Source organism: Clostridium thermobutyricum (assembly GCF_000371465.1).
GTDB classification, from domain to species: Bacteria; Bacillota; Clostridia; order Clostridiales; family Clostridiaceae; genus Clostridium; species Clostridium thermobutyricum.
The window spans coordinates 2,104,358-2,120,540 of record NZ_KB850956.1 but is presented as its reverse complement, the minus strand read 5'-3'; the positions used below and the strand labels follow the sequence as shown (position 1 = coordinate 2,120,540).

The 16,183-nt window shown below is 25.2% G+C and carries 12 protein-coding genes and 1 tRNA gene; 11 read left to right on the top strand and 2 right to left on the bottom strand.

Annotated features, from left to right (window positions below; genetic code table 11):
• The first annotated feature begins 92 nt into the window (after window positions 1-92).
• Window positions 93-1,229: a tetratricopeptide repeat protein gene (locus tag HMPREF1092_RS09875; protein WP_002598527.1), complete on the top strand. Its 1,137-nt coding sequence runs from the start codon at window positions 93-95 to the stop codon at window positions 1,227-1,229.
• 214 nt (window positions 1,230-1,443) lie between these two features.
• Here the strand turns inward: HMPREF1092_RS09875 and HMPREF1092_RS09870 are convergent, their stop codons facing one another.
• Window positions 1,444-2,511, bottom strand: coding sequence for an NAD(P)H-dependent flavin oxidoreductase (locus tag HMPREF1092_RS09870; RefSeq protein ID WP_002598526.1), 1,068 nt, complete (start codon window positions 2,509-2,511; stop codon window positions 1,444-1,446).
• Between the two features lie 174 nt (window positions 2,512-2,685).
• Here HMPREF1092_RS09870 and HMPREF1092_RS09865 point away from each other — a divergent pair.
• The 10 genes from HMPREF1092_RS09865 (at window position 2,686) to HMPREF1092_RS09820 (ending at window position 15,420) form a co-directional block, all read left to right on the top strand.
• Window positions 2,686-2,761, top strand: a tRNA-Trp gene (locus tag HMPREF1092_RS09865).
• 356 nt (window positions 2,762-3,117) lie between these two features.
• Complete coding sequence (locus tag HMPREF1092_RS09860; RefSeq protein ID WP_002598525.1) at window positions 3,118-3,483, top strand: hypothetical protein; 366 nt, start codon at window positions 3,118-3,120, stop codon at window positions 3,481-3,483.
• 435 nt (window positions 3,484-3,918) lie between these two features.
• Window positions 3,919-5,034 carry a metallophosphoesterase family protein gene (locus HMPREF1092_RS09855; protein ID WP_002598523.1) on the top strand — a complete coding sequence of 372 codons (1,116 nt, stop codon included), beginning with the start codon at window positions 3,919-3,921 and terminating at the stop codon, window positions 5,032-5,034.
• On the top strand, window positions 5,024-7,738 hold the full coding sequence (locus HMPREF1092_RS09850) for an ATP-binding protein (RefSeq protein ID WP_002598522.1): 2,715 nt from the start codon (window positions 5,024-5,026) through the stop codon (window positions 7,736-7,738). Before HMPREF1092_RS09855 ends, HMPREF1092_RS09850 begins: the two co-directional genes overlap by 11 nt.
• Before the next feature lie 68 nt (window positions 7,739-7,806).
• Window positions 7,807-8,697 carry a metal ABC transporter solute-binding protein, Zn/Mn family gene (locus HMPREF1092_RS09845; protein WP_002598521.1) on the top strand — a complete coding sequence of 297 codons (891 nt, stop codon included), beginning with the start codon at window positions 7,807-7,809 and terminating at the stop codon, window positions 8,695-8,697.
• A 124-nt stretch (window positions 8,698-8,821) separates the two neighbouring features.
• The gene (locus tag HMPREF1092_RS09840; RefSeq protein WP_002598520.1) at window positions 8,822-10,639 is read left to right on the top strand and encodes a MutS family DNA mismatch repair protein; all 1,818 of its coding nucleotides are present in this window, start codon (window positions 8,822-8,824) and stop codon (window positions 10,637-10,639) included.
• Window positions 10,640-10,658: 19 nt separating this feature from the next.
• Window positions 10,659-11,576, top strand: coding sequence for a 3'-5' exonuclease (locus HMPREF1092_RS09835; protein WP_002598519.1), 918 nt, complete (start codon window positions 10,659-10,661; stop codon window positions 11,574-11,576).
• A gap of 69 nt (window positions 11,577-11,645) precedes the next feature.
• Complete coding sequence (locus HMPREF1092_RS09830) at window positions 11,646-12,056, top strand: CBS domain-containing protein (RefSeq protein WP_002598518.1); 411 nt, start codon at window positions 11,646-11,648, stop codon at window positions 12,054-12,056.
• A 411-nt stretch (window positions 12,057-12,467) separates the two neighbouring features.
• Window positions 12,468-15,149, top strand: a complete 2,682-nt coding sequence (locus HMPREF1092_RS09825; protein WP_002598517.1) for a heavy metal translocating P-type ATPase — start codon at window positions 12,468-12,470, stop codon at window positions 15,147-15,149.
• A gap of 58 nt (window positions 15,150-15,207) precedes the next feature.
• Window positions 15,208-15,420 carry a heavy-metal-associated domain-containing protein gene (locus tag HMPREF1092_RS09820; RefSeq protein WP_040413685.1) on the top strand — a complete coding sequence of 71 codons (213 nt, stop codon included), beginning with the start codon at window positions 15,208-15,210 and terminating at the stop codon, window positions 15,418-15,420.
• Window positions 15,421-15,480: 60 nt separating this feature from the next.
• Here HMPREF1092_RS09820 and HMPREF1092_RS09815 read toward each other — a convergent pair whose 3' ends face one another.
• Window positions 15,481-16,083: a hypothetical protein gene (locus tag HMPREF1092_RS09815; RefSeq protein WP_002598515.1), complete on the bottom strand. Its 603-nt coding sequence runs from the start codon at window positions 16,081-16,083 to the stop codon at window positions 15,481-15,483.
• Window positions 16,084-16,183 lie beyond the last annotated feature (100 nt).

Genomic DNA, 16,183 nt, shown 5'->3' with positions numbered 1-16,183 from the left:
AAAATTTAAATTAAAATATTAAAAAAATAAATTCATATTATATAATTAAATGTATCATTAATTATTGTAAAAATAACGTAAGGAGAAAATCGATGAGGGAATCAAGCAGGAATAGAAATGCTAAAAATAGAAGCAAATCTTCATCAAAGAGTAGGACTGTACAAAGTATAAAAAATAGAGAAAATCAAAAAAAGAAACTACCTAATAAGAAACTACAGGATAAAAAAACACAGAACAAGACTGTACTAAATAAACCAACATCAAATAAAAAACTACAAAATAAATATAAAAGGCGTAGAACTTTTTTAGTATTAATTATAGCAATAATATTTATAATAGTTATGGTAATTATAAATACTCATAAAGCAAATGCGGCAAATAGTTTAAATTATATGAATCAAGGGAATAATTATGTTATAAATAATGAGTATCAAAAAGCTATAGATAGCTACAAGCAAGCTTTAAATCTTGATAGTAATAATACAAAGGCTAAAGATCTTATAGGAATATTACAAGGTTATATGAAGGCTAAAAGTTGTTATGATAATGGAGATATTAATGCTGCTAACCAAGCATTATCTGCAATAAATCCAAACTATACAAGATATCCAGTTGGTATGCAAATAAATGGACTTAAAGCTCAAATATCTGCTGCAATGCAAAATGGAGGTACAAGTCCAGGGACAAGCTCAGAAGCCAAAGATGATATACTTACTTTAAATAATTTATACTCTAGTGGGCAATATCAAAAAGCACTTGATCTTATCCAAAAACTTAACAAAGAAAATTTAAATGCTACTCAACAGGTTTATGTTTCAGAAATAAATAATAATATAGAACAGAAACTAGGAACATCATCTAGTTCAAACAATCAATTTTCAACTAGAGGGAAATATTTAAATGAACTAGATAAAATAAATGTAAAAGTTAATAATATGGATTTATCAGCTCAAACTTATGAGCAGAAGCTGCAAAGAGCTAAAAATAAATATACTGTTTGGAATGATGAATTAAATAAAATATTACAAAATATAGAAAGTAATATATCAGGAGATAAATTAACTCAGCTTCAAACATCACAACAAGCATGGGTTCAACAAAAGAATGCTCAAGCTGTTCAAAGTGAAGCACAATATAACAATCAGTTAGTTAAAGAGACAGCAAATTATCAAACACAAAGAAGTTTAACAAAAGATAGATGCTACTATTTAGTTAACACATATATGTAAAAAATATATATAAATAACTATTTTATTTCTTAGAAAATTCTAGTTAAAATACACATTTAAAAAAGGATGCTAAAAAGCATCCTTTTAATTTTGTAAAATAATATTTTAAAATGACTTTTTCTTTATAAATGTACTATTTATATTATTAAAATAAATCTTTTAAAAAAATTATTTATAATATTATAGATATAAAAATATATTTAAATATAAAGCTTTATGCTTCTAATACTTCTTTTTCAAGAGAGTCCATAAGCTTTTGCACTGGAACAATTTCTTTTATTCTATGAGCATTTTCACCACAGAAAACTAATCCATTATCTATATTTCCAGTAACAGAATTTATTAAAGCTTGAGTAATACAATAAGGAGTATCTGCTGGATTACAAGGAATCATGCAATCATAGCATCTTTCAACCTTAACGTTACCTTCTTTAGTTCTCTTTACAAAATCATTTAAAATAGCACGACCTGGCATTCCAACAGGACTTGAAACAATTTCTACATCATCTATAGTTGAATTTAAATAAGCATTTTTAAAATCATCAGATGCATCACATTCATCAGTTGCAACAAATCTAGTTGCCATTTGAACTCCTGAAGCTCCAAGTTTTAAATATTTAGCTATATCATTACCATCAAATACACCACCAGCAACTAAAACAGGAATTTGTGTATTATATTTTTCTTCATATTCCTTTACATGGTCAATAATTTTTACTACTTCAGCTTCAAATTCTTCTTCTTTCATATTTATTTGGTCTTTTTTAAATCCAAGATGACCACCAGCTTTAGGACCTTCAACAATTACAGCATCAGGTAATCTATTATTATGTTTTTCCCAAAGCTTCATTATTACACGACAAGCCTTTAAAGATGATATTATTGGTGCTATTTTTACTGTAGAATCTTTAACTATCTTTGGTAGAGCAGTAGGCATACCAGCACCAGAAATTATTAAATCAATTCCAGCTTCTATGGCAGTTTTAACATAATCCTCATAATCTTTAGTTACAACCATTATATTTACACCTAAAACTCCATTTTTAGTTTTTTCTTTCGCTATTTTTATATGTTCTTTAAGAGCTCTTAAGTTTGCAGCTTTAGAGTTCGTATTAAAATCTTTTTCTTTGAATCCTATATCTGCTGCTGAAATAACACCAATACCACCAGCATTAGTAACAGCTGCAGCAAGTGATGATAGTGAAACACCAACACCCATTCCACCTTGAATTATTGGAAGTCTAACTTGTAAATTTCCTATTTTTAAAGGTTTAATATTCATAACAAAATACCTCACTTAAAATTTATTTGAAAATTAAATATTTTGATAATCAAAATAATTTTTATTATATTATAATCTAAATTTTTAAAATTAACAACTAAAAGAGCTAGAATTTTTAGGATGAAAAAAATTATTGACAATAAAATATATATTTGATAAAATAAAAAACGTTCTAGGGGTATGGCTCAATTGGTAGAGTAGTGGTCTCCAAAACCATTGGTTGTGGGTTCGAGTCCTACTGCCCCTGCCAGAAGCACTTAATTTTATTAAGTGTTTTTTTTATGTCTAAATTTAAATAAATTAAAATAAATGTTTCATAATTGTTAATGAGGACAAAATTATGGATAGTTATTCCTTAAATAGAAATATAATAGGCAAATAATATCCTATATATATTAATTTTACATTATTAAGTAAAAATAATATATTAATGTATACCTTTTAAATTTGAATAAAAAATTAAAAAAACAAATAAAATATAATAAATTGCAAAAAAAAACTGACAATTCCCTAAAAAAAATAATTAAATTAAAAAAATTATAAAAATATTAATCAAAAATTAAAAAATATGTTATAATTGTTTTAGAAGGGAAAAGGTGATTACGAATGAAGGGTAAAAAAGTATTTATATTAACGATAATACTTAGTTGCTTAATATTAACATTTGCAATTAAATTCATAAATATGGAAGTACATAAAGAGCGTTTTGAAGTTGTAGATAGTAATAATTCTATTAGTCAAAAAAATAGTAATGAAGCAAATTCAGTAGTAAAAGTTATCCAAGGGCAAAAATATCAAAAGACAAATAGATTAAATAATTCGCAAAAAACTACATATATAATTGTTGATGATAAAAATATAGATGAAGAAAGTATAGACAGGCTTTTAAATTTAAGTAGCGACTTAAATTTAAAAATTACTTTTATAGATAATAACGAAATTATAAATGAAGATGATAAAATAGAATATTAAGGAAATACAGTCCTTCCAGTAGAATTAGATTTATATAAATTAATTGAAAATAATAAGTTAGAATATTTTAAATTAAGTGAAGGAGTTAATATAAATAATTCTAATAAAAATGGAATCATTATGATAATTGATAATATACAAAGTTTAGGAGAAAATAATAGTAATTTTAAAGATGTAATAAAAGATTTAAAGGAACAAGGATATTCATTTAAAGCCTTAGATTAAGTAATATATTGTTATAAATATTAAATAAAATATGATTAAGATAATAAATTGGGGGATTTATTATACATAGGGGAAAATTTATATATATTTATTAAATGCTATGCAAAATTTATTGCATGGCATTTTTATTTTATAGTCTTTTATTTTTATAGAAAATATATATAATGAAATTAGAACAGAGGTTCGAATCGGGTTAAAGAGGAGAAAGGTATGAATAAGGTTAAGATATTACATTGCGGAGATATACATTTAGATACACCTTTTAAAGAATTTAATAAAGAGGTGGCTAAAAATAATAAAGAAGAGATAAAGAGAGTTTTAAAAAATATAATTAATATTTGTAATGAAGAAAAAATAGATATACTTCTTATAGCGGGAGATGTATTTGATAATTATACAGTTAAAAAAGAGACATTAGTTTATGTAAGTAAAATCTTTAAAATGTTAGAAAACACTAGAGTTTTTATAAGCCCTGGTAACCATGATCCATTTAATGAAAAATCATTTTATACTCTTATAGATTGGACTGAAAATGTTTATATATTTAAAGGAGATATGGAGAGAGTGGATTTAGATGATTTAAATCTTTCAGTTCATGGTTTTGCTTTTAATGAAAAATATATAAAAGAAACAAAATTAAAAGATATAAATATAAAAGAAAATAATATAAATATTTTAGTTTGTCATGGAGATTTAAATGGGAAAAGTAGTGATTATAATCCTATATTAAAAGAAGATATAGAAATGAGTAAATTAGATTATATTGCATTAGGACATATACATTTATATTCTGGAATACAAAAAATAGGACAAACTACTTATGCTTATTCAGGATGTCCACAAGGTCGAGGATTTGATGAGTTAGATTCTAAAGGAGTAATAATAGGTGAAGTAAGTAAAGGTTTTACAGATTTAAGCTTTAGAGAAACATCAATTAGAAATTATTATTCTATAAAGGTTGACGTAACAAATCTTAATACCACTTTAGAAGTAGAAGAAAAGATAAAAGATGTAACAAAGGATTATAAAAGGGATAAAGACTTATTTAAAATTATTTTAATTGGAAATACATCTAAAGAATTTAATATAAATGAAAATATAATTTTAGGGTCTTTAAAAGAAGAATTTTATTTTATAAAAATAATAAATAATACAAGAGTTCAAATAAATTATGACCATATTAATTTAGATTCAGTAGAAGGAATTTTTATAAATGAAATTAAGAAGAGAATGGAAGATGAAGAAGATAAAGAAATATTAGAATTAGCACTAGATATAGGACTTAGAAGTTTAATGAATGAAGAGGTAAACTTAGATGATTATTAAAGAAATAAAGATAAAAGCTTTTGGTGGATTAAAAGATAAAGTTATATCTTTAAAATCAGGAATGAATTTAATATATGGAGAAAATGAAAAAGGAAAATCCACTATAGAGAACTTTATAAAACTTTGGCTTTATGGAGTACCATCTAAAGGAGGAAGAGATTTAAGAAAAAAATATTCTCCTTTTTCTGGCGAAGTAATGGCAGGAGAGCTTATTATAGAGCATGATAATAGAGAATATGAGATAAGAAGAACCTTTGGAAAAACTAAAAGAGGAGATACTTTAGAAGTTATAGATTTATTATCTGGAGAAGATATAAAAAATAAAATGCAAAAGGAAGTTGGAGAATTTTTTTTAGGAGTAAATGAAAGAACGTTCTCAAAAACTCTTTTTATACCTCAATTAGGAGTAGAAGTAAAAAAAGAAAAAGATGAAGAAATAAAGGACAAGCTTCAAGAGATTTTTGGCTCAGGAACAGGAGAAGTTTCTGCAAGTACAGGAATAGAAAATCTATCTAAAAAAAGAAAAGAATTAAAAACTACTAGAGGTACAGGTGAGATAGATAAATTAAATTTAGCTTTAGATAGTCTACAAAGAGAAAAAGCTGAAATTTATAAAGCTATTGATTTAAATTTAGATAATGAAAGCCTTTTATTAAAAGAGAAAAAAGAAAATAAGGCTTTAAAAGAAGAAATTGAAAAGCTTGAAATATATAAAAAATATATAAAAAAGATAAACTTAAAAAAAGAATATGAAGATATATTTAAATATTTAAAGCGTGGAGAAGAAATAAAAAAAGAAGAGGAACTTTTAAATAAAGATTTAGTTATAGGAGAATTTACGCTAGACACAGATTATCTAGATAATGTTGAAAAAATATATGATAACTATAATATATTAAAAGAAAAAATTTCAGAAAAAGAAGAGCATATAAGAGTTTTAAAAGAAGAATTAGAAGAAGAGATAAAGAATTTTAAGGAATATGAATTCTTTAATTCTTTAGATTTAGGAATAAAAGAAAAGTTAATAAAACTAAATGCAGAGCAAGAAGCTTTAAAAGATAAAAAAGACAGATATGACAAATTATTAGAAAGTATAAATAAAGAAGAAGAAAAAATTCATGTTAAAGAAAGATTTTTAGGTGATGTATTAAATCTAAAACCTCATGTAGAAGAAATAAAGGAATTACTAAAAGAATATGAGCATAATTTAATAAGCTTAAAGAAGGAATATGAAAAAGAAGAAGGCTTAAAAGATAATAAAAATAAAAGTGGAAATTCTAAAATATACATTATTTCAGCTATAGTTGGGTTATTAGGACTAGGAGTAAATACGTTCATAGGAAAAAATCTTATAGTCTATATTGTATTTTTAATAATTTTGATAGCTTCAATTGTACTATACTTTATGAGTTCTAAAAAAGATAATATAGAAGAAAATTCTAAAGATGAAATAAAAGAATTAAAAGAAAATATTGATTTTATAGAAAATAAATTTAATGAGTTTATAAAGATTTCTAACGTAAAAAATAAAGAAAATCTTATAAGAAGTATTAAACTTTTAGAAGACTTTATTCAATTTGAAAATAAAAGCAACTTTGTTATAGAAGAAAGATTAAATTTGATAGAAGAATTAAATATAGAAAATGAAAGAGATAGATATAACCAAAATGAAAAAATATTAGATTCTGTAATAAAGATGTCTGGTAGTAATAATATAGATGAGGTTTATATCAAAATAGACAAATATGAAAAGATAAGATTATTAAAAGAAACTCTTAAGCAAAAGAAAAGTTTATTAGAATCTGAAATAGAAAATATAAAAAATGAAAAAGAAAATTTAAAAGAAGAACTTTTACTTCAATTAAAAAAAGGAAATTTAGAAAATATAGATATAAGTAATTTAAAAAACTACATTGAAGAAATGAAAAACAAACTTTTAAAGAAAAGAGAACTTGAAAGTGCTTTAGAAAATATTCAAGAAACTTATAACACTCTTTTAAAAGATAGAAATATAGAAGATATAAAAGAAGAGTTTTCAAAAATAGGAGATAATTTTGAAGAGTCTAATTATAAAAAAGAGGAAGATATAGAAGTTGAGCTTAAAAATAAATCAAATAAGCTTATAGAATCTGAAAAGAAGATAAAGTTTTTAGAAGGTGAAATAAAATTAAGCTTAGCAGGAAAAAGAGATATAAATGTAGTTGAAGAAGAAATTTTAGAAGTAACAGAAAAAATTGAAAAATTAGACAAAACATATAAGGCTATAAATATAGCAATAGAAGTTTTAGAGAATGCAGATAGAAAAATAAAAGAAAAATTTGGCCCTACTTTAAATGAAAATATAAAAGAAATTTTTAGTAAGCTTACAGATAATAAATATGGAGATGTAATTTTAAAAGAAGATTATGATTTATTAGTAAGAGATGAAGAAAGCTTATTTTCTAGTGAATATTTAAGTAATGGTTCCAGAGACCAATTATATTTATCACTAAGACTTGCTTTAATAAAATTTCTGTTTAAAGATAAAGAAGTTCCAATAGTATTTGATGAAGTTTTTCTTCAATATGATGATATAAGAAGAGAAAGAGGAATAAAATTAATAAGCGAAGAAAACCTAGCACAAACTATAATTTTCACTTGTCAAAGAATAGAAGAAGATATTATTGACAAAAATAATATTAAATGCAAAAAAATCTATATTTAATTGACAAATAGGAAATTAAAGGTTATGATTTTGTTTGTAAATGCAAATCATATGCAAAGGAGATAAGGATGAAAAAAATCATAACAATTTTAACAATAGGGGTCTTAGCTCTACTAGCAGTAGGTTGCTCAAAAACAGATTCTAATTCAGAATCAAAGGTAAATGAGAATGGAAAAATAAAAATTACAGCTTCTATATTTCCAGTAGCGGAAATAACAAAAGCTATAGGTGGAGATAAAGTAGATGTACTTACTTTAGTACCAAAAGGTCAAGAACCACATCATTTTGAACCAAATACAGGAGCTTTTAAGGAGCTTATTAGTAGCAAAATGTTTATATATAACGGGCTTGGAATGGAAGAATGGCTTAATGATGTAAGCGCAAAATTAAAAGAAAATAATATTTTAAGCGTAGATTCAAGTAATGGGGTAGATGTTTTAAAAGATGGAGATAAAATAGATCCACATGTTTGGCTAAGTTTAAAACAAGTTCAAGTTCAAGCTAAAAACATAAAGGATGCTTTAGTTAAAGAAGATCCAAAAAATGAATCTTATTATAATGAAAACTACGAAAGGTTTATAAAAGATTGCAATGATTTATATAGCGAATATAAACCAAAATTTGAAGAATTAAAAAATAAAAATTTCGTAACATGTCATGCAGCTTTTGGTTATCTTTGTAGAGATTTTGGTTTAACTCAAGAGTCAGTAAGCTCTTTATATGCAGATGGTGAACCAACACCAGGAAAGCTTCAAGAATTAGTTAACTACTGTAAAGAACATAATGTTAAAGTTATATTCTCAGGAACATTATCAGAGCCAAAAACTTCTGAAACATTAGCAAAAGAAGTTGGAGCAAAAGTAGTTAAAATATATACTCTTGAATCACAAGATGATGATAAAACATATTTAGAAGCAATGAAATATAATTTAGATACAATATATAATTCAATGAAATAAAATTAGGAAATAATTATAATTTAATGAAATAAAGGGAAGGATATTTTTATACTCTTCCCTTTTTCTTGTTAAGTTATGGTATAATTTACATGTAATAAATTAATAAAAGGAGTAATTTAAATTAATGAACGCACTTAAGTTTTATAAAGAGAATATAGAGAAAAGCAAAGCAGAAATAGATAAAATAAATAAACAAAGCTTAGCAATTGGTTGGAGCAGATTAGTAATTTTTGTACTTTTAATTTTTTCTATATATAAATTTTACTCTATGGATAATCCTACATTAATGGTTTCCTTTGGAGCATTTTTTATAATATTATTTTTAGTAGTAGTAGGATTTCATAATAAGTTTTTACAAAAGAAAAAGAAACAGGAAATAATGATCCAGATAAATGAGCAAGGGCTTAGAAGATTAAATGGAGAATTTAAAAATGAAGAAGATAAGGGAGAAGAATATATTGATGAAAAACATCCATATACATATGATTTAGACATATTTGGAGATAATTCTTTATTTCAACTTATAAATACAACTGTAACTAAAGCAGGGCGTGAAGCTTTAGCTAAAATACTTAGTCGTAACACAATTTCCACAGCAGAAGAAATAAATAAAAAACAAAAAGCTATAGATGAATTAGGTAAAAAGGTTAAATGGAGACAAAAATTAATCTTAAATGGAAAGTTAAATATAAATAATACTGATGAAGAAGTTAATGAACTTGAATATCTAAAAGAATGGAGCAAAAGTGAAGGAAAGACAGTTGGATATAGAAAAATAATAGCTTATATTTTTATAGCTATAACTTTTATAGCCATAGTTATGTCCTTTATAGGAACTTTAAAAGGAAGTTATATACTACTTTTACTTATGGTAAACTTTATTGTTATAAGAAGTTTAACTAAGGATAGTAGAGATGTTTTGCATATGTTTTCCTTAATAAAACCTACTGTTAAGGCTTATTCAGAAATACTAGCTTTAATAGAAGATGAGAATGTTGATTCAGAATATTTAAAAGAAATAAAAAATAAAATAAAAAATGTAGATAATAATATATCTTGTAAAAAAGAAATGAAAAAATTATCTTCAATTTTAGATTGGGTTGGAGATAGTAATGGAAACGCATACTATTTAATAATAAACTTATTTATTTTCTCAGATGTATTCTTAGTTTCTAACTTAGAAAGTTGGAAAAAGAAAAATGGAAAATATTTAGATTCATGGCTTGAAGCTATGGGAGAATTTGATGCATTATCAAGTGTTGCAAACTTACCATTTGATTTTGATGAATGGAATTATCCAGAAGTAGTTTCAGAAAAAGTAGTACTTGGAGAAGAAATTGGTCATCCAATTTTAGGAGAAAGAGCAGTTAGAAACACTTATAGATTAGAAGAAAGCACAAAAGTAACATTAATAACAGGTTCAAATATGTCAGGGAAAAGTACATTCTTAAGAACTATTGGTTTAAACTTAGTTCTTTCATATTTAGGTGCACCAGTTAGTGCAAAGAATTTTAAGTGTGGACTTTTTGACCTTTATACTTGTATGAGAACAAAAGATAATTTACAAGAAAGTATATCTTCTTTCTATGCAGAAATTTTAAGAATAAAATTACTTATAGAAGGGGCTAAAGAAGGAAAGAGAATATTCTTCCTTTTAGATGAAATATTTAAAGGAACAAATTCAGAAGATAGACATACAGGAGCTAAAGTTTTAATAAATCAATTAATGGATGCAGGTGCGATAGGACTTGTATCAACTCATGATTTAGAATTATGTGATTTAGAACTTAGAGATAATAGAATAAAAAATCAAAACTTTAGAGAGTATTATGAAGATAATAAAATTAAATTTGATTACAAGCTTAGAGAAGGAAGAAGTAAGACACAAAATGCAATTCACTTGATGAAGCTTGCAGGAATAGACTTTAAAGAGAATAATTAAGATAAACTTAGGAGTTTTTATGGGGTATGTAGTAATTGATTTGGAATTTAATAGAATGGATAACATAGAAAAACATTATCCAAATATATATTTAGAACATGAATATCTTAAAGATATAGATATAGAGAGTGAAATAATAGAAATTGGAGCTATAAAGGTTGACCAATATATGAAAGTAGAGGAAGAATTGAAGGTTTATATTAAGCCTTCAATATTTCCTGTTTTAAATCCTGAAATAATAAATATAACAAAAATAACAAATGAAGATTTAGAAAAAGGAATTTCCTTTGAAGAAGCTATGGCTAAATTAAAAGAATTTACAGGAAATAATATATTATGTTCATGGGCAAAAGATGATATAGCTCAAATAATTATAAATTCACATTATCATAAATATGAAGATATAAAATGGGTTAATAAATATATAGATATACAAGAGTATGTAACTAAAGTTATTGGAGCTAAAAAATCATTAAGCTTAAAAAATGCATTAACAAGGCTTAATATAAAGGCTGATAGTAATCTTTTACATGATGCACTTAATGATGCATATTTTACAGTACAAGCTTTTAAACAACTGTACAATTATAGAATAGTTAAAAATTATATAGTAAATAATGTATATGATATGCCAGCTATAAACTTAAAATGTGTTGATAATATAAAGCTGAATTACAATATGATAAAATCATCATGTCCAAAATGCAGGAGAAAAATAATATTAGATTTTGATTATATGCCTGCAAGATGGCGTTTTATTTCTGTAGGGATTTGTTCTAAATGTCATTCAGCAGTTTTAAACGAAGTTATAGTTAAAAAAACATTACTTGGAAAAGTTATTTATTCAGAAATAGGAAGTATTTTAAATGAAATAGAATATTCAGATTACTCATACAGATTAGAGAAATATTTTATTAAAAAAGAAAAAAAATCTTAAGTATTATGTGATATAGTTTAATATGTTAGAATATTAGATGTAAATAAATAATTTTAGGAGAATAAAGATATGAATATAGCATTTTTCCTTACACCAAAAAACGAAGTTATTTGCGAAAATTTAGAAGCGACAATGAGACAAGTTATGGAGAGAATGGAGCACCACGGTTATACAGCTATACCTATTATAGATAAGAGTGGTAGATATGTTTCAACAATTACAGAAGGAGATTTATTGTGGAAACTAAAAAATACTCCAGAATTAAATTTTAAAAATACTGAGTCAGTAAAAGTAAAAGATATAAAGACAAGAAGAACACATAAAAGTGTTTCTATAAATGCAAATATTGAAAGTTTAATTTCTTTGGCAGTAAATCAGAATTTTGTTCCAGTAGTAGATGATGAAGGAATCTTTATTGGTATAATTAAAAGAAGTGATATTATAGAGTTTTGCTATAAAGAGATTAAAGAAAAATTATAAAAAAGACAAGCCATTTATATGGTTTGTCTTTTTATTTTTATAAAAGAAACATAAGTGAATTTGTAAATATTAATTTGTGATTTTTAATTTTATTAATAAAAACTAGTTGACAGATAAAAATAATAAATGTATTATAAAAACATAGTTAACCCCCACCGAGGGGGGTAGGGATTAACTTGAATATTAAAATATCAAAAATTTGTAGTTATTAAATTAACTAAAAGAGAAAAATAAAAATATAATTATTTCAAATTAAATAATTATTTTTCAAAAGCTACTAACAAATAATAAAAGTTAATATTATCTAAGCTTAGATTTAATTTAAATAAAATATTTGCATTATAAATAAGAATTTAAATTATTAAAAGATTGATTTTATTAACTAAATAAAAAAATAAGGGGTTGGTAAAAGTGAAAAAGATTTTTGAGATAAAAGGAATGACTTGTGCAGCATGTTCAAGTAGATTAGAAAGAGTCTTAAATAAAAAAGATGGAGTAAATGAAGCTGTAGTGAATCTTGCAACAGAAAAGTTAAATATAGATTTTGATAAAAACAAAATAAGTTCAGAAGATATATTAAATACTATTAAAAAAGCAGGTTTTCAAGGAAAAGAGTTGTTAAAAGGAGATGAAGTACATAAGGAATTCATTGTAAAAGGAATGACTTGTGCAGCTTGCTCAAGTAGAGTAGAAAGAGTTTTAAATAAAAAAGATGGTGTTGAAGAAGCAGTAGTAAATTTAGCAACAGAAAGATTAAATATTAAATTTGATAAAAGTATTATAAATGAAGATGGAATCATACAGGCTATTAGAAAAGCAGGATATGATGCATCAGAAATAAAAAAAGCTGAAATAGGTGTAAAAAATTATAAAGTAAAAGGAATGACTTGTGCTGCATGTTCAAGCAGAATTGAAAGAGTTTTAAATAAAGTAGATGGAATTGAAAGTGCAGTAGTAAATTTAGCAACAGAAGATTTAGTTGTAAAATTTGATCCTTCTAAATTAAGAGGAAGTGATATAGAAGCTCAAGTTAAAAGAGCTGGATATGAAGCTTTTGAAGTTTTAGAAGAAACTGAAGTTGAAAAGCCAGCAGATAGATCAAGAAGAAAAATAAAGAAAACAAGATTAAGATTAATACTTGCAGCAATATTTGCAATACCACTTGTAACAATTTCAATGGGACCTATGATACATCTTCCATTACCAAGTATTATAAATCCAACTATTAATCCATTAAATTTTGCAATTATACAACTTATATTAGCAATTATAATAAGTATAATTGGTATAGAATTTTTTACTCATGGATATAAAAATCTTATACATTTAAGTCCTAATATGGATAGTTTGATTGCTATTGGAAGTTCAGCAGCAATAATTTATGGAATATATGCAGTATATAAAATTGGTACTGGACATTTAGAATTTGCACATCACTTATATTTCGAATCAGCTGGTATGATAATAGCATTTATAAGTCTTGGTAAATTCTTAGAAGCAATAACTCAAGGAAAAACTTCTGATGCTATAAGTAAGTTAATGGGATTAGCTCCTAAAACAGCTACTATAATAGTCCATGGAGAAGAAAGAGTTGTAAAAATAGAGGAAGTTAAAGAAGGAGATATAGTTATTGTTAAACCTGGAGAAAAACTTCCTGTTGATGGAGAAATTATTGAAGGAACTTCAACTATTGATGAAGCAATGCTTACTGGTGAAAGTATTCCAGTAGATAAGAGAGTTGGAGATGAAGTATTTGGAGCTAGTATAAATAAAACAGGTATGTTTAAATACAAAGCTACAAAAGTTGGAAAAGACACAGTATTATCACAAATCATTAATTTAGTTGAAAGTGCACAAGGAACAAAAGCTCCTATTGCAAAGCTTGCTGATATTATTTCAGGATATTTTGTACCAACAGTTATTACTCTTTCAGTTATATCCGGATTACTTTGGTATTTTGGAGCTGGAGAAAGCTTAGAATTTTCATTAAATATATTTATTTCAGTTTTAGTAATAGCTTGTCCATGTGCTTTAGGATTAGCAACTCCTACAGCTATTATGGTTAGTACAGGGAAAGGTGCAGAATATGGAGTATTAATTAAAAGTGGAACAGCTTTAGAAGAAGCACATAAAATTGGTACAATTATTTTTGATAAAACAGGAACTATTACAGAAGGAAAACCAAAAGTTACAAATATAGTTTCAGATTCTATGGAAGAAAATGAGTTATTAAGACTTGCAGCAGCTGCTGAAAAAGGTTCAGAGCATCCATTAGGAGAAGCTATAGTAAATGAAGCAAAAGAAAGAAACTTAGAATTACCTCAAATTTCAGATTTTAATGCAATTCTTGGAGAAGGAATTGAAACTAAAATTGAGGACAAAGATATTGTTATTGGTAATAGAAAGTTAATGAATAGATTCAAAATAGATATTAATAAGATAGAAGAAAAAGCACATCATTTAGCTAATGAAGGAAAAACACCTATGTTTATGGCTATTGATGGAGTATTTGTAGGAATTATTGCTGTAGCAGATACTCTTAAAGACAATAGTAAAAAAGCAGTTCAAGCACTTCATAATATGGGAATTGAAGTTGTTATGTTAACTGGAGATAATGAAAAAACAGCAAAAGCAATTGCAAGAGAAGTTGGAATTGATAGAGTTGTTTCAGATGTTTTGCCAGAAGGAAAAGCAAATGTTGTTAAAGAAAATCAAGCTGAAGGAAAGAAAGTTGCAATGGTTGGTGATGGAATAAATGATGCTCCAGCACTTGTAACAGCAGAAATTGGTATAGCAATTGGTTCAGGAACTGATGTAGCTATTGAATCAGCAGATATAGTTTTAATGAGAAGTGATTTACTTGATGTTGTATCAGCAATTCAATTAAGTAGAGCAACTATAAAGAATATAAAAGAAAATTTATTTTGGGCATTTGGATATAACGTAATAGGTATTCCATTTGCAATGGGTATACTTCACTTATTTGGAGGACCATTATTAAATCCAATGATAGGTGCATTTGCAATGAGTTTAAGCTCAGTGTCAGTTTTACTTAATGCCTTAAGATTAAAAAGATTTAAACCAAACTTTTAAATAAAATAATGCCATAACAAGGGGATTTGTACCTTGTTGTAAAAATAAAAGAAAAGGAATGATTTTTGTGTCAAAGTATTTAATAAGAATTGAAGGAATGGCATGTGGAAATTGTGTTAAACATATTGAAGAGGCTTTAGAAGCAAATTCAAAAGTTGATAAATTTAATGTTGAAATTGGAAAAGCAGTTGTAGAAGGAACAATATCAGAAAATGAATTAAAAGATTTAATTGAAGATGTAGGATATGATGTAACTGAAGTATCTAAATAATTTTAATGGAAGGGGCTATCTAAATGGATTAGTTCTAAATCCCTATAGATAGCTCCTTTGTTAAGTGAAATTTAATCTATGCTTTTTCAAGAAATTATTAAACTCTATTTCAAAATTTTCTTTAGTAGAAAAAACATCTGAGTCTTTTATCATATAATTAGTATCAAAATTTTTAGGAAGTTTTTCCTGAATTTTAATTATTATAGATTCAATTTCAGAAGTTTTCTTGAAAAAATCAGAGATAGAGTTAGAAAAAATATTTTTAAGAGAAAATTTTGATGAAATAATATCTTTATTAAAGTCATCTTCTAATGTGGTGTATATTTCTTGAAGTGCGATAAGTTGGTCATTTAGAAGGTTAAATTCATTAGAGATTTCTAAATCAAATTTAGTTAAATTATTGTATATGAGGGTTTCTTTATAATATTTAAAGAACCCTCTTTTACAAAGGTCAATATTATTTTTTTCTTTAGAAATATAAATTTTGTTTATATAATCATTCATTTTATCAAAAGATAAAGATGTTATTTTTCTATATGAATTAAGCCTATCATTTAAAATAGAAATTTTTAATGATAAGGAATCAAGTTCTTCTTTAAATTCTAGCAAATCTTTATAATCTTTCATGTTTTTTTTAGCTTTTATTTTATTTAAAAATTTCAAGACTAATTCCTCCAGAAATAAAGTATATTGTATTATATGAAATTACATTTAAAAGGTTATAGAGTTAGTTTTTAGAAAATAGTTGAGAAAAAATAACCAA